Genomic DNA, 22,791 nt, shown 5'->3' with positions numbered 1-22,791 from the left:
TGGAAAGGTTAACCCTAACTGGTATGGGGGGTTAACCGTCAAATTACCTTTGATTTTGCAGATTTGATTGTAGATATTGTTCTTTTTAGGAGTAAATCTAACTCTGATTCAGATATTGCCAATGGGGGTACAAGCATGACTATGTTCCCTAGTGTTCTAAGATAGATTCCATTCTTTTTTCCTTCCTCAAAGAAGATTTTATTTATGGATTTTTTAGGCGAAATTGGTATCTTTTTTGATTTATCCTTTACTAGTTCAATTCCCATAAGCATTCCTTTGTGTCTGATGTCTCCTACGATATCTATCTCTAAAATTTCGTTATAATATTTTTCAAAAACTTTAGATGTTTTTTGAATTTTTTTAATCAAATTGTTTTTCTTGTACATTTTGAGATTTTCATATGCCACAGCTGCTGCAATTGGGTTTCCAGTGTATGTATGTCCATGGAATAAATGTCTCCAATCATTAAATTCCCCTAAAAATGAATCATATATTTTCTTGTTTGTTAAAGTTGCAGCCATTGTAAGATATCCTCCAGTTAACATTTTACCATATGCTACAATGTCTGGAATACTTTTTTGTTCTTCATACTGTGTCATTGATCCTAATCTGCCCAATCCAGTTGCTATTTCATCTAAAACAAACAACACATCATATTTTTTACATATCTGACTGATCTTTTTCTGAAATCCTTTAGGATACACTATGACTCCTCCTGCAACCTGTGCTCCACTCTCCATTACAAATGCTGCAATGTTATCTTTTTTGGATAATCTTTTTTCAATTTTATCTAAACATTGATTTTGATAGTCTGTTAAGGTAAATCCTTTTGGCATTCTGTATTTGTTTGGAACTGGAAATTGTATTGTTGAAAATAATTGCTTTTTAAATTTACCAAAGAACTCTGGTACATATCCTACAGACATGGCCCCAAATGTGTCCCCATGGTATCCATTTTCTAATGTTGCAATCTCTGTTTTCTTTTTGTTACCAATGTTTTTCCAATGTTGTAGTGCTATTTTGATTGCAATTTCCATTGCAGATGATCCATTATCTGAATAAAACACCTTGTGCATCCTAGGTGATATCTTTACAAGACTGTCTGCAAGTTTTTCTGCAGGCTCTGTTGTTAGGTTAAACTGTGATGAATGCTGTAGTTTTTTACTTTGCTGATTGATGGCTTTGATTAGTTGTGGATTTGAATGTCCCCAGACGTTACACCACATTGAGGCTACACCATCTATCATTTTGTTACCTTTAGAATCTGTTAGCCATACTCCCTTTGCACTGGTAATTTCTGTAAATTTATCCCATTCTTTCATCTGAGTGTTTGGATGCCAGACAGAACTTTTCAACGGATTTTGTATAGATTCAGATCTTAATAATTAACCGATGAATTAATCAATGGATAATTCTAAACATCATTGTTGAAATCTTTCTTTATTACGGGAACTGATACTGATGTTGGGAAAACCTACATTACAGCAGGGCTTGCAGTTGTACTTCAAAAAATGAATGTAGATGTCGGCGTGATGAAGCCATTTGCAGCAGGTATTGCTGAAAAAAAAGGATACAAATCTGAAGACATTAAGATATTATCTCGAGCAGCAAAAGTATGTGATCCTGAAAAATTAGTAAATCCCCAATTCTTTCCAATTTCTGCATCTCCATATACTGCATGGAAGAAATTAAAAACAAAACCAAAAATTTCAACCATTCTATCTAGTTTTAAAAAATTAACTAAACTTCACGACATGATTCTGGTGGAGGGAATGGGTGGAATCATGACTCCTATTCTCAAAGACTATTACATTACAAATTTGATTAAAGAAATGAAAATCCCCACAGTAATTGTAACTAGAAGTAAAATTGGAACTGTAAACCACACTATAATGACAGTAAAGATGTGTGAGAAATATAAAATTCCTATCAAAGGAATAATAATTAATAATTTTGACAAGGGATATGCAGTTAAAGACTTGACTCGTGATTTGGAAAATCTTACTAGTGTGCCTGTTATAGGTTCTATCCCTTTTATCGAAGATATGAGCAATACATCTTTGAATAGAATTTTCAAAAAGAATCTTAATTTTAAATTACTATTAAAATAATTATATTCTTAAAATTTTGAATTTACTTGTACCATGAACATTACTAAACTGTGCAATTTTAAAAATTATCTTTGAAAACGAATTTCCCTCTTTAGATAAAACAAACGTTTTCTTGTTTGTAGGAATATTTTCTGATAACACTAACCATATGTTTTCTTTTTCAGGCTGAATTTTTTCCAATGATGCTATTTTTTCATTTATTATTTCAATGTTTGATGATTTTGGTATGCACACTAACAATGTTTTTTTTGAATCTTCTTCTAATGTTTTTGTATTTGGGATTACTATATCCAACTCTGTATCGTTATACGTTACTTTTCTTTGGCTTGTAATTAGTGCATTAGTAAGTAAATAATGCAATATTCCTGTAGCTAATACCCCTACTACTTCATCTTTTACACCCATAGTTAGAATATGATCATAACAATTCTTTGTAATTTCGTTAATGATTTGATCAAACTTCTTTTCAATAATTAATTTTGGAATGATTTCTGAATTTTCTATATAATTGAACAAATATTCTTTGATTGGGTTTGATTCCTCTTCCATTTCTTGGCAATTCTCTTTTTCTTTTTAATAAAATCCTTGTTAGATGATTTTTAAAAGCAGATTATGTGATGTTAATCCTGGTAATTGTTGGTGATTTAATTGAACTATGATGAGTGATATTGTTTATTCATTGTAAACATAGTGTCTTTCGCCTCTGGATTCCTTTTTAGTATCCACATTTACAAGCACAAATTCCTTCTTTGAATTTACCATCGATTCTTCTGGGGCCAGTTTGTTTTCGTGTAGTTCTTCATATTCATCCCATGTGAGTCTTCTTCTATCTCCAATCTCTACTTCTAAATTCAGATTTTTTACTATTTCTTTGTAATCTGGTTGGATTACTCCACTAAACACCATTGCACTGCTGCCACTTCCATATGATCCAAATCCTACTCTTTTTCCTTCTAGATCAACTCCTTTTTGATATTCAAATTCTAAACTACTTCTAAATCCCAAGTATAGTGATGCAGTATACAAATTACCTATCATACTAGATGCAATTAAAGAACTAGATAGTTTTGATTCATAAACTTCTTGATATGTTTCAGTTTTTGTAAATAGTTTGGTGAATTCATGATCTTTTGCCATGAATTCCTCATCACCCAACACTGATTCAATTGTTCCACGTGGATCTTTAGGAACTGGCTCTTCTACTCCAATCTCTTCTAAAATTTTCTTCCATCGTGGTAATTTTCTCCATTCATGTCTGACTAAATATGCTAAGGCCTTCTTTCCCATGTTACTATAAGGCAAATGCATGTTGATGTAGTCCATATGATCCAAAATTGTCTCATCTGGTTCTATTTTGATTAATCCTGATGATGCAACTTTTTTCTTGTATATTTCAAGTGCTTTTCTTACTTGAATCATGTAAAGTAAATTAGAATACTGTCCATGAACAATAGGAGTTTCTTTTCCAAAAGGTCTGTAAAAATCATATTCGTCTTTAATTGAAGTTGATGTCACTTTAGGATCAAATCCCAATAATCTGGGTTCGTCATTTAGAAGCATAACTACTGCTCCTGCACCTTGTGTCATTTCACCACTAGAGCCCATATCGTATTTTGCAATATCAGATACTACTACCAGTGCATGTTTTCCTTCTGCTTCTCCTGCTCGAATCCAGTTTGCATTATCATATAGTGCATAAGAGCCACTTACACATGCAAATTTAGTTTCAACTCCTCCACAGTGCTCAAATGCACCTTGACCGTAAACTTGCTCTAGCATTCCAATAACGTAAGAATTCATTGCTTTTGATTCATCAAATGCTGATTCAGTTGAAATGTATAATCTTCCTATATCGTCAGGTGAAAGTTTATTTTTTTGCATAATTCGTAAGCATGCATTTGCTGCAAGACATGCTGGGTCTTGATTGGCATCTACTATTGCCATCTGTGACACTCCCAAGCCTTTTTGTAACTTTACTGGGTCTAACCCTCTATTATCTGCAAAATCTGCTGCATCGATATACAATCTTGGAATGTAAATTGCAATGTCATCAATTCCAGCTGCCATAAGCTAGGACTCGGAATTTCATTAATAAGGATATTGGGTAAATTCTAAGTAACTAGGAAGGCAATTTTCGTAATTTTGTTGACAATCTATTCATGAACTGATCGCAAAACTCTATTTTTCTAATTCTATTTCAAAAACTCTTTCGAATGTTTCTAAAGGCTGAGCTCCAAACAATCTGGTTGTTTTTCCATCAGGTCCTATGACAAAAAATGCCGGGGTTCCAGTTAATTCTAAATTCTTTGCGTCTTCATTACTTGCAAGAATTGTTTGTGAATGAAATCCGTTTAACATGCATTCAGACCATACGTCCATATCTAATCCTATTTCTTGAGCAAATCTACCTAGATTCTCTGATGATGCCCATCCGTTATTCTCTCCAGTCCAATTGGAATACAAAATATCATGATATTCCCAAAACAAATCTTGATCATTTGCACAATGAGCCCCATGTGATGCATTTACAGAATCAGGGCCAATAATGTTGTAATCCTTGAAAATCATTTTGACTTTACCTGTTTCAATATAGTTTTCTAAAATTTTACCTTCAGTAGAATGAAAGAATACATTGCAAAAATGACATTGATAGTCTCCAAACTCAATTAATGTAACTGGTGCGTTTGGATTCCCAAGTATTGGTGAACCATTTGCAAGAAATGTATCCATGGTAATTTTTGCAGGACCTGCTTGCTGAATGGTAGGAGTTGGTTCAATTTTTAGTTCTGTAGGATTTGCAATCCCATCAAACATTGTAAATGCAATTACTATAACTATTGCTGAAATTATGGCTCCTATGGCAAGTGAAGGTGCATGTAACAATAGAAATTAAAATTGCTTTGGTACATTTAGTCTTTTGTTCTACTTACAATTATTTGATGTAATATTACTTAAAACAAAAATTTATGATATTTTTGATGCTAAATTTTTATTTTCTAAATTAATCCTTTTTTCTTTTTGGATTATCTGAAAAATATACTTTGTTTCACACAATTCTATATCATTTACAATTACTATGGAATGAACTATTTCTTGATTTTTATCATTTGTAATTATAAGTTGAATACTGATATTTGGTTTGAATTCATAATTTTTACTAAAATTGTTACACTTACTATGGATGACACAAGATTTGTAAAATGGTGAAGAAATTTATGCTATATGTATAATTATTGTATGTTTTATTTTATAAACAGTTTTTATTTTAGTTATAATTGGTAAATAGTTATTGAAATCAAAAAATTCTGTTTTAATTATTGAAGATAGTCCTGCTGTCGGTATGTTGCTAGCTGAATTTATGAGAAAATTAGGTTATACTGATATCAAAACCGCTGAGTCTGGACGTGTTGGGATATCTTTGTTTAAACAATTTGTTGAAAAAGATATCACTCCTTTGATATTTTTAGATTATAATCTTCCTGATAGTACTGCAAATTCTATAATGTCTCAGATTTTACCGATAAAGCCTTTTACAAAAATTATCATTGAAACATCAAATGGAAAAGACGAAGACACAATTAAAGAAGTGATAGGGTTGGGTGCATACCACTATCTTCAAAAACCAATCCATTTCAATGAAGTTGAAAAAATTATCACGATATTGGAAGAAGAAGAATCATACTTGGAAAAAAAATCCCACCAAACAAGTACATCTCAAGAAGATGGTGTAGATGAAGGAAAAATTACAGAACACATTGATTTTATTTTAAAAACTAATAATCAAATTAGTCTAAACAAAATTGAACAGATCCTTGGGTTTTCAAATGAATTTATTGAATCTTATTTAAAAAAGTTAGAAACCAAAGGAAAAATAGTTCAATTAGATGATAAAAAAGAAATCGCTTGTAATCAATGTGATTCTATACGAACATCGCAAGTATTTTTTTGTCCAACTTGTAAAAGCTCAAATTTCAAATTAGGTAAATTAATTGAACATTATGATTGTGGTAATATTACAGAAGAAAGCACTTATGAAAATGAACTTTGTCCAAACTGTAAAAAAGAAATTAAAGCCCTAGGTGTAGATTATAGAGTAATGCAAAATCATTATATTTGCAATGATTGTGGTGGGCTTTCTCCTGAAATTTCAATTAGTTACATTTGTTTAAAATGTGAAAGTAGGTTTAAACTTGAAGAGGCACGTTGGAAATCAAGTGTAAATTACAAAGTTCTTAATATAAAATAATTCCATTCTTAACTAAATATTCTATTCCTTGAACAAATGTTTTATCATCCATTGAACCATCTGCCCACCATCCTGCATTATTTTTAATCCATGGAGGGATGGATTGCTCTATTTTTGATGTTTGAGATTTTTCATTGACATGAATTATCTTTTCTTTAACTAAATACTCTATTCCTTGAACAAATGTTTTATCATCCATTGAACCATCTGCCCACCATCCTGCATTATTTTTAATCCATTGTGGAACACTCACTATTAGATTGGAATTAATTTTTCCAATAGGGACAATTTTGTACCCTTTTTCATTAATTTCATCAATGAGTTTTATTAATTCATTAATTTGATTCTCGTCTACAACATTTGTATATGTGGAATTTTCAATTGTGGAAAATTCTTGTGGGTGTAATGAAATTACTGAGAATCCGTAATTGTTAATGCCTTGTGTTGCTTCTGACATTGTTTGTTGAATTGGAACCCATTCAAAAATATTTTGAGTTGGGTTATATTCTCCAGTAGATGCAATTAAAGGGAATCTGTATACTATTTGATTACTAAATTCAAATGGTGGAGAATCGCCGTTTAGTAAACTAGAACTAATGTGGGTAATGTTGTTTTCTTCTAAAATCTCCATTGTATCTGAATTAAATTTATTATTGGGTGGTATGAAAATTTTTGGTCGTTCATTTAGAATTGATTCTATCAGTTCTATTGATTCTTTCAAATTTTTATTTTGTTCTGATTTATCTAAATTTGTAAATGGATCTAATCCTATTCCTTTAGTTGCAATTTCTAAATTTCTTTTACTGTCTATCGTATTCTCTTTGATAAATTCTGTAATTTTTTGATCATTACCAAATGAATTTGCAAGAATTCCTATTGTTAAGAGTGTATTTTTATTTGCAAATGTATCCATGATGGCAATTTGTACATCATTTAACCAATAATCTTGAACATCATCTAACCTAAATGCAATGCAATTGCATGTGTCTATTTTATCTTCTTGTGTAATTGTATTATTGGAAATTACTTCGTTAGTCCCTATTCCATAATTGGGTTTTACTTCACTTATGGGAATTATCTTTGCGTCTATTTTGATGATCTCATCTAATAATTTATTTAATTTTGATATTGATTCTTGATTTGGACTTCCATATTCGCCTTGATTATTTATGGAGAATTCTTGTGGATGAATCATGATTATTGCATATCCTTGTTCTTGAATGCTGAGGGATACTTTGTTTATGATGTAGTCATTATCTCTTAATTCCCATAGTTTACTTTCTACAAGATTTCCTGTCTCTGTGACTGCAGGTATGTTGTAAAATAAATCATCAATTATGAAAATTTCAGAATTATCTTTTACGTGAGAAATTAGATGTGAAAAACCATTTTCATAGAGAATGTTTACTGTATTTTCATCGTACAAATTTTGAGGAGGGATGAAAACATTTGGATTTATTCCAAATAACTCAAAAATTTTAGTATTTGTTTTTAATATTTTTTCTTTTTGAATTTCTTTTGATATGCCCTTTAAAATTTCATTATCCCAACTATGATTTGCAATTTCTATATTTTTTTTATCAATATTTGTTTTTAATAATGTGGTGATTTTTTCATCATTGCCTATTGTATTTCCAATTAGCCCTACCGTCAAAGGGACTTCTTTTTCTGCAAATAAATCGATTAATTCAATTTGAGTATCAACTAACCAATAATCTTGAACATCATCTAGTCTAAATGCAATACAATTACACGTTTGGAATGTTTTTTCATTATTTATTCTAGTTTCTGTATCTCTAAAAATATTAAATTTATTTGAATCTCCAATGATCTGAATTTTTGTTTCAGGCCATAGTAGATTTTCTGAAATAGTATTGGAATTAATTTTTACTGTGTATGTTCCTGATTTAATGTTTGAAAATTGGGCATCCCCTCGAAAATTTACTTTTGATGAGATGACTTTAGTTCCATGGATGTCTAATAACGATACATCATAATCTCCATTTGAAGATGCAATTTTTTTGGAACCATCGTACAAATTAATTAAAATTAGACTTTCAACAACTTCTGGGATGTTTGTAATTATTTTTTGATCATTTTTTAATCCCGGAAGTAGTTTAATTGGAGAGTATGATGTTAGAAAAATGTCTTCAAAGTAAACATCCGCAGTGTAGTGCTCTCCTTGTTTAGTGGTTGACTGAACCCAATACCTTACAGTTTCTCCATCGTCATTAGTTATTGCACGACGTAGTTCTGAATTATTAAATGATTTTAGTACAACTGTGGCATCTTTAATTGGAACTTGTCCGTTTTTATAAAATATTTGAAACTGTAATCCTCCAGATAATGGGATGTTCATTGTAATTTTTACTGGTTTGTCGTTTACTTGCACATATCCAACATCTGCATACATTCCATCTGCATAAACTTCAATTTTGTATCTGTGATTTTCTTCAACTGAGATAAAATCTGAATTACTGCTAAGTTTTTTTTCTAAAATAGGGTCTTTTTGAAAATCTTGGTATACTACAATTTTAATTGAATTATAATCTACAATGTCTCCATTGGTATATTTTACTTCGATTTCTATAGTTTCTTTTTCTTCAGCATATGAGTTCTCAAAATAAATTGTAAATCCTAGAACAAACATCATTATGAATATTGGTAACACTTTTTTCAATTCTATTTTAAACTCCAATTCTTTTTGCACTTGTCCAAGTAGCTTTCTTGTTTCTTAATTGTTCTATAATTGCTTTTAGTAGCAAAAAGTCTACGATCTGTTTGAATCCATACACTAAAAATATTGTATAGAGAAGTAACTTGGGATCCTCATTATCAATTCTCAGTGCTAATGCCGTCATTAGATAGTGCACAACAACAAAAATTAAAGAAATTTGTAAAATATACAAACCATCTCCCATAATGACGCCTACTATGGCATTAATTGTAGCAATAAACCCAATGATTGGAGTAACTACCATTCCTAAGAATAGATATGGTAAAGATAGTCTTTGCAGATGTCCAAATCTAGGATTTGTTAAGGCATCTGAATGTCTTTTTAGTACCTGAATGTTTCCTCTATACCATCGTTTTCTTTGTGCAACAAAGTCTTTCATAGTATTTGGTGCTTCAGTATAGGCTGTAGCTTTACTACTACCCTGAGTAATTAGACCTGCTTTTAGAAGTTTTATTGTTTGATCAAAATCCTCAACAATTGTATCTTTACCATATGCTCCGGCCTCTATCAAGAATGATTTTCTAAATGCACCTAGTGCTCCTGGCACTATGGTAATTGAGCCAAATAAATCAAAAGCTCTCCTGATAATTTGAATTCCAGTTATGTATTCTAATGCTTGGCATTTTGTCAATATGTTGTTTCTGTTTCTTACTTTTATGTTACCTGCAACTGCTGCAACATGCTCATTTACTTCAAATCCTTTTACAATCTCTTTTAGAGCATTTCTTCCAATTATTGTATCTGCATCAACTATTACAATAATTTCACCTTTTGCATATACCGTTCCATAATTTAGTGCAGTAGCTTTCCCTCCGTTTTCTTTATGTAATACAAGAATTTGTTTTTTATATCTTGATGCTATTGCTAATGTTGAATCACTACTACCATCATCTACAAAAATAATTTCTTTATTCGGATATTTTGTTTCTAATAATCCTTCAATTGTATTTGCGATTACCTTTTCTTCATTATATGCAGGTATTATGATCGATATTTTTGGGTATGATTTTACAACTTGTTGATTCTCTTCTCTATACTTGCTTATGACGGCCATAGGTACAAACAACATTGTAGACCAAAATGAGATAGTTAGTGCCCATAACAAAATTATTCTTACAGGTGATTCTAACAATGTATATCCTTCAAATGCAATCATCCCTCCAATGACAAATGGGGAACCTAAAAGAAACACCAAAAACACTGATGGTGCGCGTTTTCCAGTTTTGTTTTTAGAGTATAGTTCCCCTGTTGCTCCAACTATATGATATAGAGTAATCACTCCTCCAATACCCATGGCAATCATACTCAGAGGTCCTAAAATGAAAAAAACACTTGTTACAAGAAATCCGACAATTGCTATAACTAACCCTACTTGGATTAAATCTAATCTTTTTTTTGGGACTACTACATTTTTTCTAATTTTTGTTTTAATTTTTTCTAAAATTGGTTCTGCACATAATTCATGATACCAATTATTTTGAAATCTTAATGATTTTTCTTCAAGATTGATTATTTTTTCACAAGAATTACATTTGATCATTTTTGGATTTAAAAAAACTGTATTGTCTTTTTTTTGAATTATTGTTTTCTCTTTGATTGGTTCATTGTAGATATTGGAAATTTCTAATTCTAAAATTTTCTCTAAATATTGCCTATCTGAATTTGTAATGTCTCTATCATTCCTAAGTCTTTTCAACAGGTATTGATTTCTACCTTCATCTCCTTTTGATTGATCTATAGCCTTAGCTAGTTTTGAGATGATCGAATTTTTGTCCAATTTTAATAATTGTTAAAGCCTAATTTGTGATTATATGTTAGTGCGTCATGAAAATTTTCCTTTCGGTCTATTATTTTATGCAAAATTACCCTGATTTCATTTTATCCAAAATTCCATATTATTGATAATTAATCTCATAAAATTCTACAGCATGGGTAAATTGCCTATAATGATCTACTTCTTTCCAAAACTTTTCTTCATCTATGTTTTTACCTTCATCAATCCAAACATTTAGTATTTTTTGCATAAACATTTGTGTACTATCATCAATTTGAGGTCTAACTCCGGTTTCTTTTTCGATTCTGTCTCTCTCTTCTTTGAATTTCTTTAGTAATTCTTTGAGTTGTTTTCCATTCATTTGAGCATCTTTTTCTCTTTTTGCTGATTGAATGTCTTTTTTGAAATTTGAGAAAAATCCCATTATGTGATATTGTTATTTCTGAGATTAAAGGGTTACAAACACTATGATGAATGCAATTACAACTATTGCTATGGATATTTTCATAAATGATGACATGTTTTTAATTAAATTATGCGACTATTATGGTTTTACACATTATATTTTTGGCAAGTTCCCTGTTTTATCTAAATTTGATTTGCAAACTTTGCAGTAAAGTCTTATTTCTTTTGATGGAAATTCGGTTCCACAATTTTTACAAATAAAGAACTTTTCATCATCCATAATTTTGTTGAGTTTGTAGTTAACTTAAGAGTATTGATGTCAGGATCATCTTGCAGGTCTTTTAAAACTCGGCTTTATTTTAGAATTATTCACTGAAGATTTTTCAAACATCCTATCTGATATGTCGTTTTTTGTTTTTTCCTCAGATGAAATCTCTTCAATTTTATAAATTTTTTTAATTGATTTTGACGGTTTATCATTTTTTGTATAAATGATGTTTGTTGGAGAAATTTTCTTTTTATTATTATTTCTTGGTTTATCCACATCAACTGGATTTTTTTTTGTCCATGTGATGTTATTAACATCTGATGATGATGATTTTTCTTTATTATAATCTCCTAATGATTTAACCATAATTCACTATGATTCTTCACAACATAATAGTATTGATTTATTTTCTATTCTCATTTACTTGGTTGATTATTGATTGCATGCAGTCATGACAAATAATTGAATTTGTATCCATTTTACGAATATTTTCATGATTTTGTATTTCTGAATCATATGTTGCTGCAATGATTATTTTATTATTCCATACTGCAAAATCTTCTTTCTTTTTACTACATACTATACAGTCCATGATTTTAGAAATTTTATCTCAACATAAGCGTGTTTTTTATAAACTGATGGTAAACATTCTGGCCTATTTTTTAACTAAATCTAACTATAATTTAGAAAAAAAAATAAGAATAATTGAAAATAATCAAGTTTAAAATTAATCAAACGAAACTAATCTAAATTTTCTATTTTTGGTGTTTTGGTAAACATTCTTTGCAATATACTGGTCTGCCCTCTTTTGGTTCAAAAGGAACTTCGGAATCTTTTCCGCAGTCAGCACATACGCATTTGTACATTTTTCTGTCTGATGACATACAATACATGATTTTCCTACCCATATGAACGGGAGTATTGGAGTTTAGAATCTAAGATTCTTTATGTTTATCACATGAGTAACATACTTCTTTTTTCGTATGTTTTGATAATAGACGATTGCAGTTTGTACATCTTTTGTACTCTATTGAAAGTTGCACTGGGATATTTTGTATTTTTTTGAATCTTTCCAAAAATCCCATATGTTATCTAAGATAATTTTGAACTTAAGGTTATTGGAATCTAAATAAATGGGTCTGGAACATCTAATTTATGAAGAAAGTCTTTGTTAATGGATATGGTTCTATTGGGAGTAGAATTGTTTCATTTCTAAAAGATGACCCAGAAATTACAGTTGTAGGTATTGGAAAATACTCTCCAGACAGTAAAGTAGATGATGCACTCTCTAAAGGACTGAATGTTTATGTTCCTGAATCTAAATTAGATTCTTTTTCAAATTATAAAATTTCAGGTTCTATTGAATCTGCATTAGACCAATCTGATTTAGTTATTGATGCAGCACCTGGTGGACATGGTTACAAAAATAAAAAAAATCTTTACGAGCCAAAAAAAATCCCTGCAATTTATCAAGGTGGAGAATCCACTACAGGTGAAGCGGCAGTATCTGAATTGTTGTTTAATTCCAGAGTAAATTATGATCAAGCATTAGGAAAATATCATGTGATGCAAGGTAGTTGTAATGTTACTGGAATGGGGAGAGTTTTAGAACCATTACGAAATAAGTTTGGTGATCAATTAGTTAGATTTGATGTTACTCTAGTGAGAAGATGGGCAGATATTGAGCAAACTGAGAAAAAAGTTTCTGACACTATAGAGATGACTGAAAAACCACATCATGGTGATGACGTTAAATTGTATTTTGGAAAAGATGCTCCATTATACGTTCGTGCAATCAAAGTTCCTACAAGACAAATGCACTTACACATAATGGATATTAGATTCAAGGCCACTGCACCAAAACCTTCTGAAATTCATGATGTATTTACAAATGAATTTGGTGTTGCGACACTTTGGACTGCAAAGGGAACTAAAGATGTCAGAGACTATGCTCAAAATATGGGATTTAATTTCACTGACACCAATATGATCCACATTCACGCTAACATGACTACTACAATTGGTGATACTGTTCAAATGATGTACTCTGATGATCAAACTGGAATTGTGATTCCAGAAAATCATATGTTAATGCAAGCTATGCTTTTTGAAAAATCTTACAATGATGCATTTACACATACTGAATCAATATTCCATATGGCTGATAAAAAACAAAAATTACAAGAACATTTTGCTAAAAATAACTAAGTTTTAATTTTTTCAATTCTGATTTTTTTAGGAATATTTTTTGAAACTTTTTCTACAATAATCCTTAATTCGTCAATTTCTACTTTATCTCCTTCTTGGGGAATGTCTTGTAATCTTTCATGCAGTAGTCCATTTAGTGATGCATAGTCATCTCCTTCTGGAACATTAGTTTTAAAAATCTCATTGATTTTGTCAATTTCTATATCTCCGTTTGTAACGATTGTATTTTGATCAATTCTTTCAAAATCTGCTTGTCTAGTCAAATCTGTTTCATCTTCAATTTCACCAACAATCTCTTCGAGAAGATCTTCTAGAGTGACTAATCCTTCTACACCTCCGTGTTCATCAACTACAATTGCCATGTGTGTTTTTCTACCTTTCATTTCTTTTAACAATCCACTTACCATTTTTTCTTGAGATGCAAATACTGGTTTTCTTGCAATTTTTTCAAGACTAGTCATTTTGTTGTCTCGTTCTAATTCTTTGAGGACATCCCTTACATGAATAAAACCCACGATATCATCACTTGTATCGCCATAAATTGGAATTCGTGAATGTCCACTTTGGTTAATTTGAGGTAATGCCTCAAAAAGTAACATTTTAGAATTTAATGTGAACATCTTTGTTCTTGGAGTCATAACTGAACGAATAACTGTGTCATCGAATTTCAAAGCACCGTGAACTAATTCCATTTCATCTCTTTCCAATGCTTTTTCTTCCAAACCCTGATCAATTACTCCTCTGATTTCTTCTTCAGTTATTGGAGGTGGAGTGGAACTACTGCCGGTCATTTTTACCACTCCTTTAGTTATAATCTCAAAAAATTTTACTACTGGGTAGAATACATAACTAAACACTAGTAATACTGGAGAATACCTTAATGCAATTTTAGTTGAATTGGCATTACAATATGTTTTTGGAGTGATCTCTCCGAATACTAGAATTAAAAATGTCATTATTCCAACTGCAATTCCTAATCCATCATCTCCAAACAATCTGATGGCAAGACTTGTTGCAAGTGCTGATGCACCTACATTTACCAAATTATTTCCAAGATTTACACTGGACATCATCCAGCTAGGATTCATTTTTAATTTGTGGAGAGCTTTGGCACCTTTTTTACCTTCATTAAATAATTGAACTACTTTGGATTTTCTTACTCCGACAAGTGCAACTTCTAGACCGCTGAAAAATCCAGACAATCCGATTAATACAGCTAGCGCTGTAATTTCAACCCATAAATCTACCATGATATTCTCCTAGAAAATTTCTTAGAACAATTATTACAATTACTCATTTAGTTTTTTTGCACCATCTTTTGGTTGTTGATTATTTACAAAACATGGATTTAACTCTTGAGATGAAAATTACTTTAGGGTAATTGAGGCTAATTCTTAGGTGGAATTGCAAATTTATTCTCAGGATTTTTATGGTAATCCACAGGTATCATTGCATCTTTTTGTCTACCTGTAAGGATACCTACAACTACTTCATCTTTTTTAATAATTCCCTCAGTGATTAATTTTTTAATTCCAGCTACTGATGCACCTGAAGCCATTTCACAATCAAATCCATTTAGACCGACAACTGACATTCCATCTAACATTTCAGCATCTGTAACTGTTGTTGCAACGCCATTAGTAAATTCTAATGCCCGTAATCCTTTCAAGATATTTGCAGGTCTGCCAATTTGTATTGCAGTAGCTTTTGTTTTGGGTCTTAATCCTTCTTTATCTAAATGATCATAATATCTTGAAATTAATCCTGTATTTGGATTACCTTTATTCCATCGTAATTCTTCATTTTCAAATTCTCCATTATACAAATCAGATAATGTACTTGCACCTTCGGAATTAATTACTGCAATTCTTGGAATTTTTTTAATCCATCCCCATTCATACAATTCCATTAATGCCTTACCACAACTTGAGGTATTGCCTAATGCCCCTCCTGGATACACTATCCAATCAGGTGCTTCCCAATTCAAATACTCTAATGCTCTAAATGGGATTGTTTTTTGTCCTTCAATTCTAAATGGGTTAATTGAATTGACTGTATATCCATCATGATTTTGTGCATCATCTAAGGATTGTTTTAATGCCTCATCAAAATTCCCATCAACTTCTATAATCTGTGCTCCAAATTGATATGCTTGACTTAGTTTTCCTGGGGCTATTTGACCTGCAGGAATATACACGTCACAGTTTATTCCTTCATTTGCTGCAAACATTCCAGCTGAAGCCGATGTATTCCCAGTTGATGCACAAACAATTTTTTTGGCACCCACCATTTTGGCATGAGTCACTGCTGTTGCCATCCCATTATCTTTGAACGAACCACTTGGATTGTATCCTTCAGGCTGTAACCATAGATTATCATTTGAAATTCCTATAAAATTTGCAGCTTTTGACATCCTGTATGGTTTTGATTGTCTTCCTTCTGCTCCATCTAATGATACTAGATATTTTGAACATTCTTCTAAATTCTCAGTATCTATCTGACAAAAATTTAGTAAATCTCTAAATCTCCAAACTCCACTTTCATTGAATATACTATTTTCAGAATCTCGTCTTTTGTAAAAAACTTCTTTGAGTTCTGGAGATGGTTTATTTTTGTATTTTACATCTAAAAGATGTCCTTTCTCGCATTGAACATTTGTATTCTTGATTGGGTATTCTAATCCACATTGGGGATCAATACATTTGAGATAGGCATCACCTTGCATCGTAATTTTAGATAATTGGTGATAATTTAAAGGAAATCATGTAAAAATTGATTGAGCTTTACCATATTTGCTAAACTTTAGATTGGATGTATATCGACTGCAAATGTGGTTACATACAATGAACATCTCAAGAAGATTCTTTCCCAAACTCTTGAATCATATCATGTCCTTAAAGAAATTCAAGATAAGCCGGGTGATCTTGATAACATCAAGAAAGAGATGCTGAAAATTAATGGGTTTCTTAAGGTGATCACTAACAATATGGATGAACAAAAAATTAGCCATTCTGATTTTAAAAAATTAAAATCTAAATTTAGTCATTATTTGGAAAATTATTTTTTTGAAAAAGAGATTGAAACAATGGCTCCTTTATATTCAAATGATGTGCATAGAGTAAAAAATATGAGATTAAAAATTCTTGAAGCATTAGAAGATAAAAAAATGATAGATAGTATGGGGGATTTATTAGAAAAGTTATGACAAATGAAAAAAAATGCATTCTGTGTGGCTGTAGTGATCATAAACTCTTTGGATGTAATAGACATATGTCCAAAAAATGCAGTTGTTTCAAAAAGGATAATTAATTTTATTTTCGTTTTGGTCCAGATCTTTCATGGAAATTCAAACAGCATTTACATTCTTTTTCACGACATTCTGCCTCACTGTGATGACCGCAGATTCCACATTCGCAGCTACTTGACATGATATTGGTTGTATGATTTAGAATATAATTTATCCCCCAATTTTTTATGAGTTTATGGTCAAAATGTGACTATTTTTTTGATTTTGATTTTGTTTTTTTTGCAGGTCTATCTTCTAATTCTTTTTTAATTTCATCTGCTTTATGGTCTACTGCTTTAATGATTTCTTGAATAATTCCATCTAAATCACTATCTTCTGCTACTGGTTCTATAGTACTTGCAATTTCTGTTATGGTGCTTGAGATTTCAGAACTTACATCTTCAAAGCTTTCAGGGTCTTCATAAGCTGCATTGTAAAGATCTTTTAGATTATTGACATGACCTATCACTTGCTCCGTTAATACAATCTTGTAATCTGTTCCATTAACTTCAAATTCTTTAGAACTCATATTGTTTTTTCAATAACTTGAGTTTATAACGTTTTCAGCTAAATTGTTCACATGATGGATTGATAAATAATCAAAATATTATGTAATCTAAGGCTGAAGCATCACTGATTAATCTGGTATGTTTTGATCCTACCACATAACCGTTTTTGATATCTTCTGCAGGTATCCATCTATTTGTAGAAGAGTAGTGTCTTTTTTCAGCTAATTCTCTTTCTATTGCTTCAATATCAAATTCAGCCTCTTCAACTTGTTGAGTTGTAAGATGTTTGATGGTTACCATGATTTTAGTTACTTTTACACGATCACCGAATTTCCATTTGAGGACTGGATTTTCATCTGAAACTTCTAATACTTTGATCTTCATTTGCTTTTTTCCAAATGCATCATGACTGATTAATGCTCTCTCATCTGTAAATTCTTCAAAACTTATTCTTGAATTTACTTCGGCATCTGAGACAGTTTCAAGTAAAGACTCTACTTTATTTTCGGATAATTCTTTATTGATTTTCTCTTCAGACATACATCTGCTGGACATATTATACTTAAAAGTGATTTGAAGAATTAATCTAATTTAGCACTAGTTCGCTGTTTTGTCTTAAATGGCATTTCACATTCTTTGAGGAATAACTCTTTTCTGGACCCTTCTATTTTGGCATAAAATTTACCTTCATATGTACACACACAGTCAGTAATTTCTAGAGATTCATCCCAAATTTTGAAATATTCTCTTAATTCTCTATTTTCATATTTTCCAATATCAATTCTTTTCTTTGATAAAAATTTGAATGCTAATAGAACATTTCTTTTTTTATAAATATCAAAAGTCTTAATCCAGGATAAACAACGTTCGATTTGATCTGCAGGTACTGGAAGAGATGTACTGGTTCCTGATTTTGCCTCTATGGTAAAGATTGCGCTATTGCCCGTATTTACCGCCAATACATCCGGCAATGCTATACTTGGAGAGCCTAATCTAAATGCCTTCCAATTACTGGTACTATTGAATCGCTTTACAATTGTATCTTCCCATTGGTATCCTCTCTGCCTGCGTGTTCTAGCTGCTCTTTGATTATTGGTAATTAGCGGTTGATTTGTTTTTTGTTTTGTAACTGTTAGTGCAGAAAATTTTGATCTCAATACCATATTACTTGCCTGTTGTGTATAGTAAAGTAGGTAATTATATAATAACTCCACAAAATGTTGTGCAAATACGATAATCATCTTAACCTTTTAGAATCTAATCATATTCTCAAAAGATTCTACTAGAGTAATTGAAAAATGAAAGTCAAGATGTGCAGCAATCTAGATACTGTGATCTCTAACCTTCTAAATTAGTTGGAATCTGCGATCTATAAACTTGTCGTATGATAGTTTAGTGTAAATTATGAACTTGTGCCTATTTCTCAAAAGAATTTAGAATACTGTATATGCAAATTACAAAGTAAACATGAATAATTTTAAAACTTTTGAATGAAAATCACTGCAATAGATATTTTAAAATCTTAAAAATATGAATTATAGTGCCTGAATTTGACATAATAATTGAAAAACTATTGGAGCAAAGGAATTTTCATCTAAATACCATGAAGCATTTGGATTTTGAATTGATAATGGATCCTTCTGATAACGAAATTAAAAATATAGAAAAATTGCAAACAACCACAATAGATGAAATAAAAAAAATAGAACAAGAAATTGCTTTTTTAACATCTAAAAATAATGAAAAACTACAATGAGTTTATCAAACCCAACTAAATGTAAAAAATTATGCTAGATGAATTAGTAAAGAATCTAGTTGATGTAAAAAGGAGTTTTGCTAAAAATTACTCTGGAAATGCACACATTCAAGAAGTAATACCATCATCTGTTTCAGATAGATTCCAATTACCCTCTGCACATTTAGAACAACTTCATGATTTTGCCCTCAAAAACCCAATTTACTTTAATCATTATGAAGAAGACATTGAAGGAACTATGTGTACGATCTATGAGGGAGACATTAACCAATATTGGTTAAACAGCATCAAACATGGTTCAAGTTGTCAGCCATTTTATCCTACATGGATAATGTCTGCATATGTGATGACAAGTATTGCTAAAGAACTAGGGTGTTTAGAATTAGTAGATATTGGTTCAGGGGATGGGCGAATAGCTTTTTCTGGAACCATATTGGGACAAACATCTCACAGCATTGAAATCGATGATGTGTTAGTTGAATTACAAAATACAATTTGTAAATCAACAAAACAAAATTTTAATCCAAAATGTGGGGATGCTTTGGAATTAGATTACTCTCAATTAAAATTACACAAACCTGTTTTTTTCATAGGAGGTCTTCCACAAATGGGTGGGGATGTATTGGCAACAAGTATTATAGAAAAAATTAATCATATATACGATTTAAAAAAGAACACTTGTATTGTTTTTGCTGGCACTCATACAAAGCGACAATTATCTGGAAATTTAGAAAATGGTGGGTGGAGTGCATTAATTGAAAAGCACAATTTGAAAGTAATTGATACGGTATCATTGCCTACAATTTGGACATTTGATCAGGCTGTAGAAACACCCTACATCTATACTGAATTTAACTAACTTGAAAATAATAATTTCCTTGAGAAACCCCACATTTTGATATTGTTACAGACTGTCCTATCTCTGGAATTTTTGAAATAGTTGCAATAATTCTGAAAGTTTTTTCAATTTCTACCAAGCAAAAATACTGATCGTTTTTACCTGAAAATTCAATAATTTTAGCCTCAAAATCACTCTCATCTAGTGAAATATCTCCAAAACAATAATTGCAGAATTCAGATGCTGGCCATACAATTTTTTTACAATTGTTGCATTTTGGAATGCAAAAAATTCCGTCAGTTAATTTATTTTCAAAACTCATGTCGCTAAAACCAACACTGTAGATGATGTTGCAGCTGCTGACATATTGTGAACCATTCCAATTTTAGAATTATCTACTTGCCTTTTACCTGCAGTTAATTGAAGTTGTTGTGTAATTTCTATAGTTTGAGCAATCCCCGTTGCACCTAGAGGGTGACCGCATCCAATTAAACCGCCTCTTGGATTTACTTTGAAATTATTGGTATCATGTAATTCTTTGATCATGTTCATACTCTTTCCCTCTTGTGAAAACCCTAAAGATTCCAGTGCCATTGGTTCACAAACTGAAAATGCATCATGTAATTCTATAACATCTATATCTGCAATGTTTTTCTTTGACATTTTTAATGCTGCATCTCCTGCTTGTTTTGTCGAGTCCATGGATGTAAATGAAGTATTTTTTGTAAATCCTGCTGATGTTGTTTTTTGACCAATACCTGTAATCCAAACAGGACTCTCTGAAAGTTTTTTTACTTTTTCCTCAGAGCCTAAAATAATTGATGCACTTCCAGTACAAGGTCTTGAGCAATCTAATAGTCTTAGATCATCAGTGAGTTGTTTTGAATTCATTACATCATTAACGGTAAATGTTTTATGTGAAAATGCGTTCTTATTCTCTTTTGCCTGTTTGTGATTTTTTACTGAAACTATTGCTAGTTGCTCATCTGTAATGTCGTATTTTCGTTTATATGATTTTGAAAATATTGAAGACCAAAAAATAGGATGCTTGAATTCACCACGTGAATTATCCCACTCCAATACACTCCCTGGACTATCGTATCTTTCAGCACCTGTCACTAAAACTAAATCTGCAAGACCTGATGCTATGTACGAATATGCTGAAACAATGGAATTTGTGCCTGAATTACATAAATTTTCAATAGAATAGGCTATTTTTGGCTGAATGCCTGCCATTTCAGATAGTATTGGGGATAGGTATTTTGAATTACTATTTGTAGAAACTAAAACCGCATCAATTTCACTCCTGTTGATGTGTGAATTATTTTTGAATAGTTCTTTTGTAGAATCCAGTAAAATAGAATCAATTTTTTTATCCTCTTTTGTAAAAGGAGTAATCCCATATCCTACAATTCCAACTTTGTTCATATCATTCATCCAAAAATGTTTTTTTGAACAACTCAAATGAATTTATTGTAGGTCCAATTGGGTTAAATTGTAAAATAGGTTGTTCAATTCCAATATCGATAAAATTCTTTAATTGCTTTTTGCATTCTTCTGATGTGCCTGAAATTGCAAGGGATTGTAACATGTTATCAGTTACCAAATTATGGACTGATCTAAATCCTGATTTTTTAAATTCATCAAAAATTTCACTTGTTTCTTTTTGAAAACCATTATCTGATAAAAATTTACGATAAATATCTCCTACAGAAATATAAAATGCAATTGTCTTTTTTGCTCTCAATATTGATTCTTCTGAATTTTCAGACACACATGTGATTATCTGACATGTAACATCTATTTTTCTCTTTGATTGCATTTTAGATATGGTTTGTTTCATTTCATTTAAAGGTCTAAGATAAAAAATTACGCCATTGCCAATTTCCCATGCAAGGTCTACCATTTTTTTATTTATTGCAGCAAGATAAATTGGAATTTCTTTTCTTTGCGGTTTAATTAACAACGTAAAATTATTTAATTTAAAAATTTGACCATCATAATTTACTTGTTTTCCTGATAATACAAGGCGAATTATTTCAACATATTCTTTCATTCTTTGTAATGGGTTTTCAAATTTATTCCCATGAAATGATTCAACTATGGGCAAACTACTTGTGCCAAGTCCTAATACTAATCTGCCATTTGATAATGTATCTACTGTTGATGCACCCATAGCAATAGTTGATGGACTTCTAGAATAGATGTTGATGATTGATGAGCCTATTTTCTGATTTTTTGTTTTGGCTGATACTGCTCCTAACATTGAGAAATTCTCCATACCCCATGTTTCAGGCACCCATACTGTGTCAGTATTTGTTTTTGAGATGATTTCTGAGCATTTTAGTACCTCATCTATGGATAGTAACGAACCCAAACTACATGCAATACGCATGAAACTGGTATGCCTTTTGGATATTCTAGTGTTCTGTTTTAGCAAGGGGTGAATTTTGGTTGAGGTCGAGTATTATCAGATCTGTTTAGAAATGGAATTATGAGTGAACAAATATTCTCAGAAGAATCTGGTAAAAAAACAACATTTTGGGACAATGCAACAAAATATGCTTCAATTAGCAAAGATGAACTATTTGTTGAAGAGATAGCATATTGTATGGTTACATTACATAGAACTGGTGCATAAAAACACAAAATT

General features: G+C 31.1%; 25 protein-coding genes. 7 read left to right on the top strand and 18 right to left on the bottom strand.

The genetic code is table 11. From position 1 onward, the window contains the following. Nucleotides 1-38: 38 nt before the first annotated feature. Nucleotides 39-1,355, bottom strand: coding sequence for an adenosylmethionine--8-amino-7-oxononanoate transaminase (bioA, locus tag ACW9W4_RS06840; protein WP_457761725.1), 1,317 nt, complete (start codon nt 1,353-1,355; stop codon nt 39-41). Nucleotides 1,356-1,427: 72 nt separating this feature from the next. Between bioA and bioD the strand changes: the two genes are divergently transcribed. Next, nucleotides 1,428-2,111, top strand: coding sequence for a dethiobiotin synthase (gene bioD / locus ACW9W4_RS06835; protein ID WP_457761724.1), 684 nt, complete (start codon nt 1,428-1,430; stop codon nt 2,109-2,111). Here bioD and ACW9W4_RS06830 read toward each other — a convergent pair whose 3' ends face one another. The 3 genes from ACW9W4_RS06830 to ACW9W4_RS06820 form a co-directional block, all read right to left on the bottom strand. Next, the gene (locus ACW9W4_RS06830) at nt 2,112-2,660 is read right to left on the bottom strand and encodes a hypothetical protein (protein WP_457761723.1); all 549 of its coding nucleotides are present in this window, start codon (nt 2,658-2,660) and stop codon (nt 2,112-2,114) included. 123 nt (nt 2,661-2,783) lie between these two features. Then, nucleotides 2,784-4,178 (bottom strand): hydroxymethylglutaryl-CoA synthase family protein, encoded by a 1,395-nt coding sequence (locus ACW9W4_RS06825; RefSeq protein WP_457761722.1) that lies wholly within the window; start codon nt 4,176-4,178, stop codon nt 2,784-2,786. Between the two features lie 111 nt (nt 4,179-4,289). Continuing rightward, nucleotides 4,290-4,994, bottom strand: coding sequence for a DsbA family protein (locus ACW9W4_RS06820; RefSeq protein WP_457761721.1), 705 nt, complete (start codon nt 4,992-4,994; stop codon nt 4,290-4,292). Nucleotides 4,995-5,400: 406 nt separating this feature from the next. Between ACW9W4_RS06820 and ACW9W4_RS06815 the strand changes: the two genes are divergently transcribed. Then, the gene (locus tag ACW9W4_RS06815) at nt 5,401-6,357 is read left to right on the top strand and encodes a TackOD1 domain-containing metal-binding protein (RefSeq protein WP_457761720.1); all 957 of its coding nucleotides are present in this window, start codon (nt 5,401-5,403) and stop codon (nt 6,355-6,357) included. On the opposite strand, the gene ACW9W4_RS06810 is transcribed toward ACW9W4_RS06815, so the two are convergent. The 6 genes from ACW9W4_RS06810 to ACW9W4_RS06785 all read right to left on the bottom strand — a co-directional run bounded on the left by ACW9W4_RS06810 (nt 6,344) and on the right by ACW9W4_RS06785 (nt 12,425). Next, nucleotides 6,344-9,067, bottom strand: coding sequence for a polysaccharide deacetylase family protein (locus ACW9W4_RS06810; RefSeq protein WP_457761719.1), 2,724 nt, complete (start codon nt 9,065-9,067; stop codon nt 6,344-6,346). The genes ACW9W4_RS06815 and ACW9W4_RS06810 overlap by 14 nt on opposite strands. Further along, nucleotides 9,045-10,871 (bottom strand): glycosyltransferase family 2 protein, encoded by a 1,827-nt coding sequence (locus tag ACW9W4_RS06805; protein WP_457761718.1) that lies wholly within the window; start codon nt 10,869-10,871, stop codon nt 9,045-9,047. Before ACW9W4_RS06805 ends, ACW9W4_RS06810 begins: the two co-directional genes overlap by 23 nt. Before the next feature lie 118 nt (nt 10,872-10,989). After that, entirely contained in the window at nt 10,990-11,292 is a 303-nt protein-coding gene (locus ACW9W4_RS06800; protein WP_457761717.1) for a hypothetical protein, read from the bottom strand. A 306-nt stretch (nt 11,293-11,598) separates the two neighbouring features. Beyond that, entirely contained in the window at nt 11,599-11,907 is a 309-nt protein-coding gene (locus ACW9W4_RS06795; RefSeq protein WP_457761716.1) for a hypothetical protein, read from the bottom strand. A 37-nt stretch (nt 11,908-11,944) separates the two neighbouring features. Continuing rightward, a complete protein-coding gene (locus ACW9W4_RS06790) occupies nt 11,945-12,133 on the bottom strand; it encodes a hypothetical protein (protein WP_457761715.1) in 189 nt (62 codons plus the stop codon). A gap of 163 nt (nt 12,134-12,296) precedes the next feature. Beyond that, a complete protein-coding gene (locus ACW9W4_RS06785) occupies nt 12,297-12,425 on the bottom strand; it encodes a CxxC-x17-CxxC domain-containing protein (protein ID WP_457761714.1) in 129 nt (42 codons plus the stop codon). A gap of 271 nt (nt 12,426-12,696) precedes the next feature. On the opposite strand from ACW9W4_RS06785, the gene ACW9W4_RS06780 reads away from it, so the two are divergent. Further along, nucleotides 12,697-13,749 carry a type II glyceraldehyde-3-phosphate dehydrogenase gene (locus tag ACW9W4_RS06780; RefSeq protein WP_457761713.1) on the top strand — a complete coding sequence of 351 codons (1,053 nt, stop codon included), beginning with the start codon at nt 12,697-12,699 and terminating at the stop codon, nt 13,747-13,749. Here ACW9W4_RS06780 and ACW9W4_RS06775 read toward each other — a convergent pair. Together ACW9W4_RS06775 and ACW9W4_RS06770 are read right to left on the bottom strand one after the other, a co-directional pair. Further along, entirely contained in the window at nt 13,746-14,999 is a 1,254-nt protein-coding gene (locus tag ACW9W4_RS06775) for a hemolysin family protein (RefSeq protein WP_457761712.1), read from the bottom strand. The two genes, ACW9W4_RS06780 and ACW9W4_RS06775, sit on opposite strands and share 4 nt — an antisense overlap. Before the next feature lie 137 nt (nt 15,000-15,136). Further along, the gene (locus tag ACW9W4_RS06770) at nt 15,137-16,474 is read right to left on the bottom strand and encodes a threonine synthase (RefSeq protein WP_457761711.1); all 1,338 of its coding nucleotides are present in this window, start codon (nt 16,472-16,474) and stop codon (nt 15,137-15,139) included. Nucleotides 16,475-16,735: 261 nt separating this feature from the next. Here ACW9W4_RS06770 and ACW9W4_RS06765 point away from each other — a divergent pair, with 261 nt between their 5' ends. Beyond that, complete coding sequence (locus ACW9W4_RS06765) at nt 16,736-16,954, top strand: hypothetical protein (RefSeq protein WP_457761710.1); 219 nt, start codon at nt 16,736-16,738, stop codon at nt 16,952-16,954. 292 nt (nt 16,955-17,246) lie between these two features. On the opposite strand, the gene ACW9W4_RS06760 is transcribed toward ACW9W4_RS06765, so the two are convergent. From ACW9W4_RS06760 to ACW9W4_RS06750, 3 genes are all read right to left on the bottom strand, one after another. Next, nucleotides 17,247-17,564, bottom strand: a complete 318-nt coding sequence (locus ACW9W4_RS06760; protein WP_457761709.1) for a hypothetical protein — start codon at nt 17,562-17,564, stop codon at nt 17,247-17,249. Nucleotides 17,565-17,634: 70 nt separating this feature from the next. Next, nucleotides 17,635-18,084: a hypothetical protein gene (locus ACW9W4_RS06755; RefSeq protein WP_457761708.1), complete on the bottom strand. Its 450-nt coding sequence runs from the start codon at nt 18,082-18,084 to the stop codon at nt 17,635-17,637. Between the two features lie 41 nt (nt 18,085-18,125). Next, nucleotides 18,126-18,707: a resolvase gene (locus tag ACW9W4_RS06750; protein WP_457761707.1), complete on the bottom strand. Its 582-nt coding sequence runs from the start codon at nt 18,705-18,707 to the stop codon at nt 18,126-18,128. Between the two features lie 377 nt (nt 18,708-19,084). On the opposite strand from ACW9W4_RS06750, the gene ACW9W4_RS06745 reads away from it, so the two are divergent. Continuing rightward, nucleotides 19,085-19,300, top strand: a complete 216-nt coding sequence (locus ACW9W4_RS06745; protein WP_457761706.1) for a hypothetical protein — start codon at nt 19,085-19,087, stop codon at nt 19,298-19,300. A gap of 31 nt (nt 19,301-19,331) precedes the next feature. Continuing rightward, complete coding sequence (locus ACW9W4_RS06740) at nt 19,332-20,159, top strand: hypothetical protein (protein ID WP_457761705.1); 828 nt, start codon at nt 19,332-19,334, stop codon at nt 20,157-20,159. Here ACW9W4_RS06740 and ACW9W4_RS06735 read toward each other — a convergent pair. From ACW9W4_RS06735 to ACW9W4_RS06725, 3 genes are read right to left on the bottom strand one after another with little or no spacing between them, the layout of a single operon-like run. After that, complete coding sequence (locus ACW9W4_RS06735) at nt 20,152-20,460, bottom strand: zinc ribbon domain-containing protein (RefSeq protein WP_457761704.1); 309 nt, start codon at nt 20,458-20,460, stop codon at nt 20,152-20,154. The two genes, ACW9W4_RS06740 and ACW9W4_RS06735, sit on opposite strands and share 8 nt — an antisense overlap. Next, nucleotides 20,457-21,566 (bottom strand): thiolase family protein, encoded by a 1,110-nt coding sequence (locus ACW9W4_RS06730; RefSeq protein WP_457761703.1) that lies wholly within the window; start codon nt 21,564-21,566, stop codon nt 20,457-20,459. Before ACW9W4_RS06730 ends, ACW9W4_RS06735 begins: the two co-directional genes overlap by 4 nt. Nucleotide 21,567: 1 nt before the next feature. Then, a complete protein-coding gene (locus ACW9W4_RS06725) occupies nt 21,568-22,533 on the bottom strand; it encodes an LLM class flavin-dependent oxidoreductase (RefSeq protein ID WP_457761702.1) in 966 nt (321 codons plus the stop codon). Nucleotides 22,534-22,632: 99 nt separating this feature from the next. Here ACW9W4_RS06725 and ACW9W4_RS06720 point away from each other — a divergent pair, with 99 nt between their 5' ends. Further along, the gene (locus ACW9W4_RS06720) at nt 22,633-22,779 is read left to right on the top strand and encodes a hypothetical protein (protein ID WP_457761701.1); all 147 of its coding nucleotides are present in this window, start codon (nt 22,633-22,635) and stop codon (nt 22,777-22,779) included. Nucleotides 22,780-22,791: the final 12 nt, after the last annotated feature.

It is taken from the genome of Candidatus Nitrosopumilus sp. bin_7KS (assembly GCF_054095835.1).
This window is presented reverse-complemented; position numbering and strand designations above follow the sequence as displayed.

Coding starts and splice junctions, on each gene's coding strand:
- ACW9W4_RS06720 (WP_457761701.1), top strand. CDS start 22,633: ATGAGTGAACAAATATTCTCAGAAGAATCTGGTAAAAAAACAACATTT.
- ACW9W4_RS06730 (WP_457761703.1), bottom strand. CDS start 21,566: ATGAACAAAGTTGGAATTGTAGGATATGGGATTACTCCTTTTACAAAA.
- ACW9W4_RS06785 (WP_457761714.1), bottom strand. CDS start 12,425: ATGTCATCAGACAGAAAAATGTACAAATGCGTATGTGCTGACTGCGGA.
- ACW9W4_RS06790 (WP_457761715.1), bottom strand. CDS start 12,133: ATGGACTGTATAGTATGTAGTAAAAAGAAAGAAGATTTTGCAGTATGG.
- ACW9W4_RS06750 (WP_457761707.1), bottom strand. CDS start 18,707: ATGGTATTGAGATCAAAATTTTCTGCACTAACAGTTACAAAACAAAAA.
- ACW9W4_RS06770 (WP_457761711.1), bottom strand. CDS start 16,474: ATGCAAGGTGATGCCTATCTCAAATGTATTGATCCCCAATGTGGATTA.
- ACW9W4_RS06780 (WP_457761713.1), top strand. CDS start 12,697: ATGAAGAAAGTCTTTGTTAATGGATATGGTTCTATTGGGAGTAGAATT.
- ACW9W4_RS06795 (WP_457761716.1), bottom strand. CDS start 11,907: ATGGTTAAATCATTAGGAGATTATAATAAAGAAAAATCATCATCATCA.
- ACW9W4_RS06725 (WP_457761702.1), bottom strand. CDS start 22,533: ATGCGTATTGCATGTAGTTTGGGTTCGTTACTATCCATAGATGAGGTA.
- ACW9W4_RS06740 (WP_457761705.1), top strand. CDS start 19,332: ATGCTAGATGAATTAGTAAAGAATCTAGTTGATGTAAAAAGGAGTTTT.
- ACW9W4_RS06735 (WP_457761704.1), bottom strand. CDS start 20,460: ATGAGTTTTGAAAATAAATTAACTGACGGAATTTTTTGCATTCCAAAA.
- ACW9W4_RS06760 (WP_457761709.1), bottom strand. CDS start 17,564: ATGAGTTCTAAAGAATTTGAAGTTAATGGAACAGATTACAAGATTGTA.
- ACW9W4_RS06775 (WP_457761712.1), bottom strand. CDS start 14,999: ATGGTAGATTTATGGGTTGAAATTACAGCGCTAGCTGTATTAATCGGA.
- ACW9W4_RS06765 (WP_457761710.1), top strand. CDS start 16,736: ATGGATGAACAAAAAATTAGCCATTCTGATTTTAAAAAATTAAAATCT.
- ACW9W4_RS06830 (WP_457761723.1), bottom strand. CDS start 2,660: ATGGAAGAGGAATCAAACCCAATCAAAGAATATTTGTTCAATTATATA.
- ACW9W4_RS06755 (WP_457761708.1), bottom strand. CDS start 18,084: ATGTCTGAAGAGAAAATCAATAAAGAATTATCCGAAAATAAAGTAGAG.
- ACW9W4_RS06825 (WP_457761722.1), bottom strand. CDS start 4,178: ATGGCAGCTGGAATTGATGACATTGCAATTTACATTCCAAGATTGTAT.
- ACW9W4_RS06800 (WP_457761717.1), bottom strand. CDS start 11,292: ATGGGATTTTTCTCAAATTTCAAAAAAGACATTCAATCAGCAAAAAGA.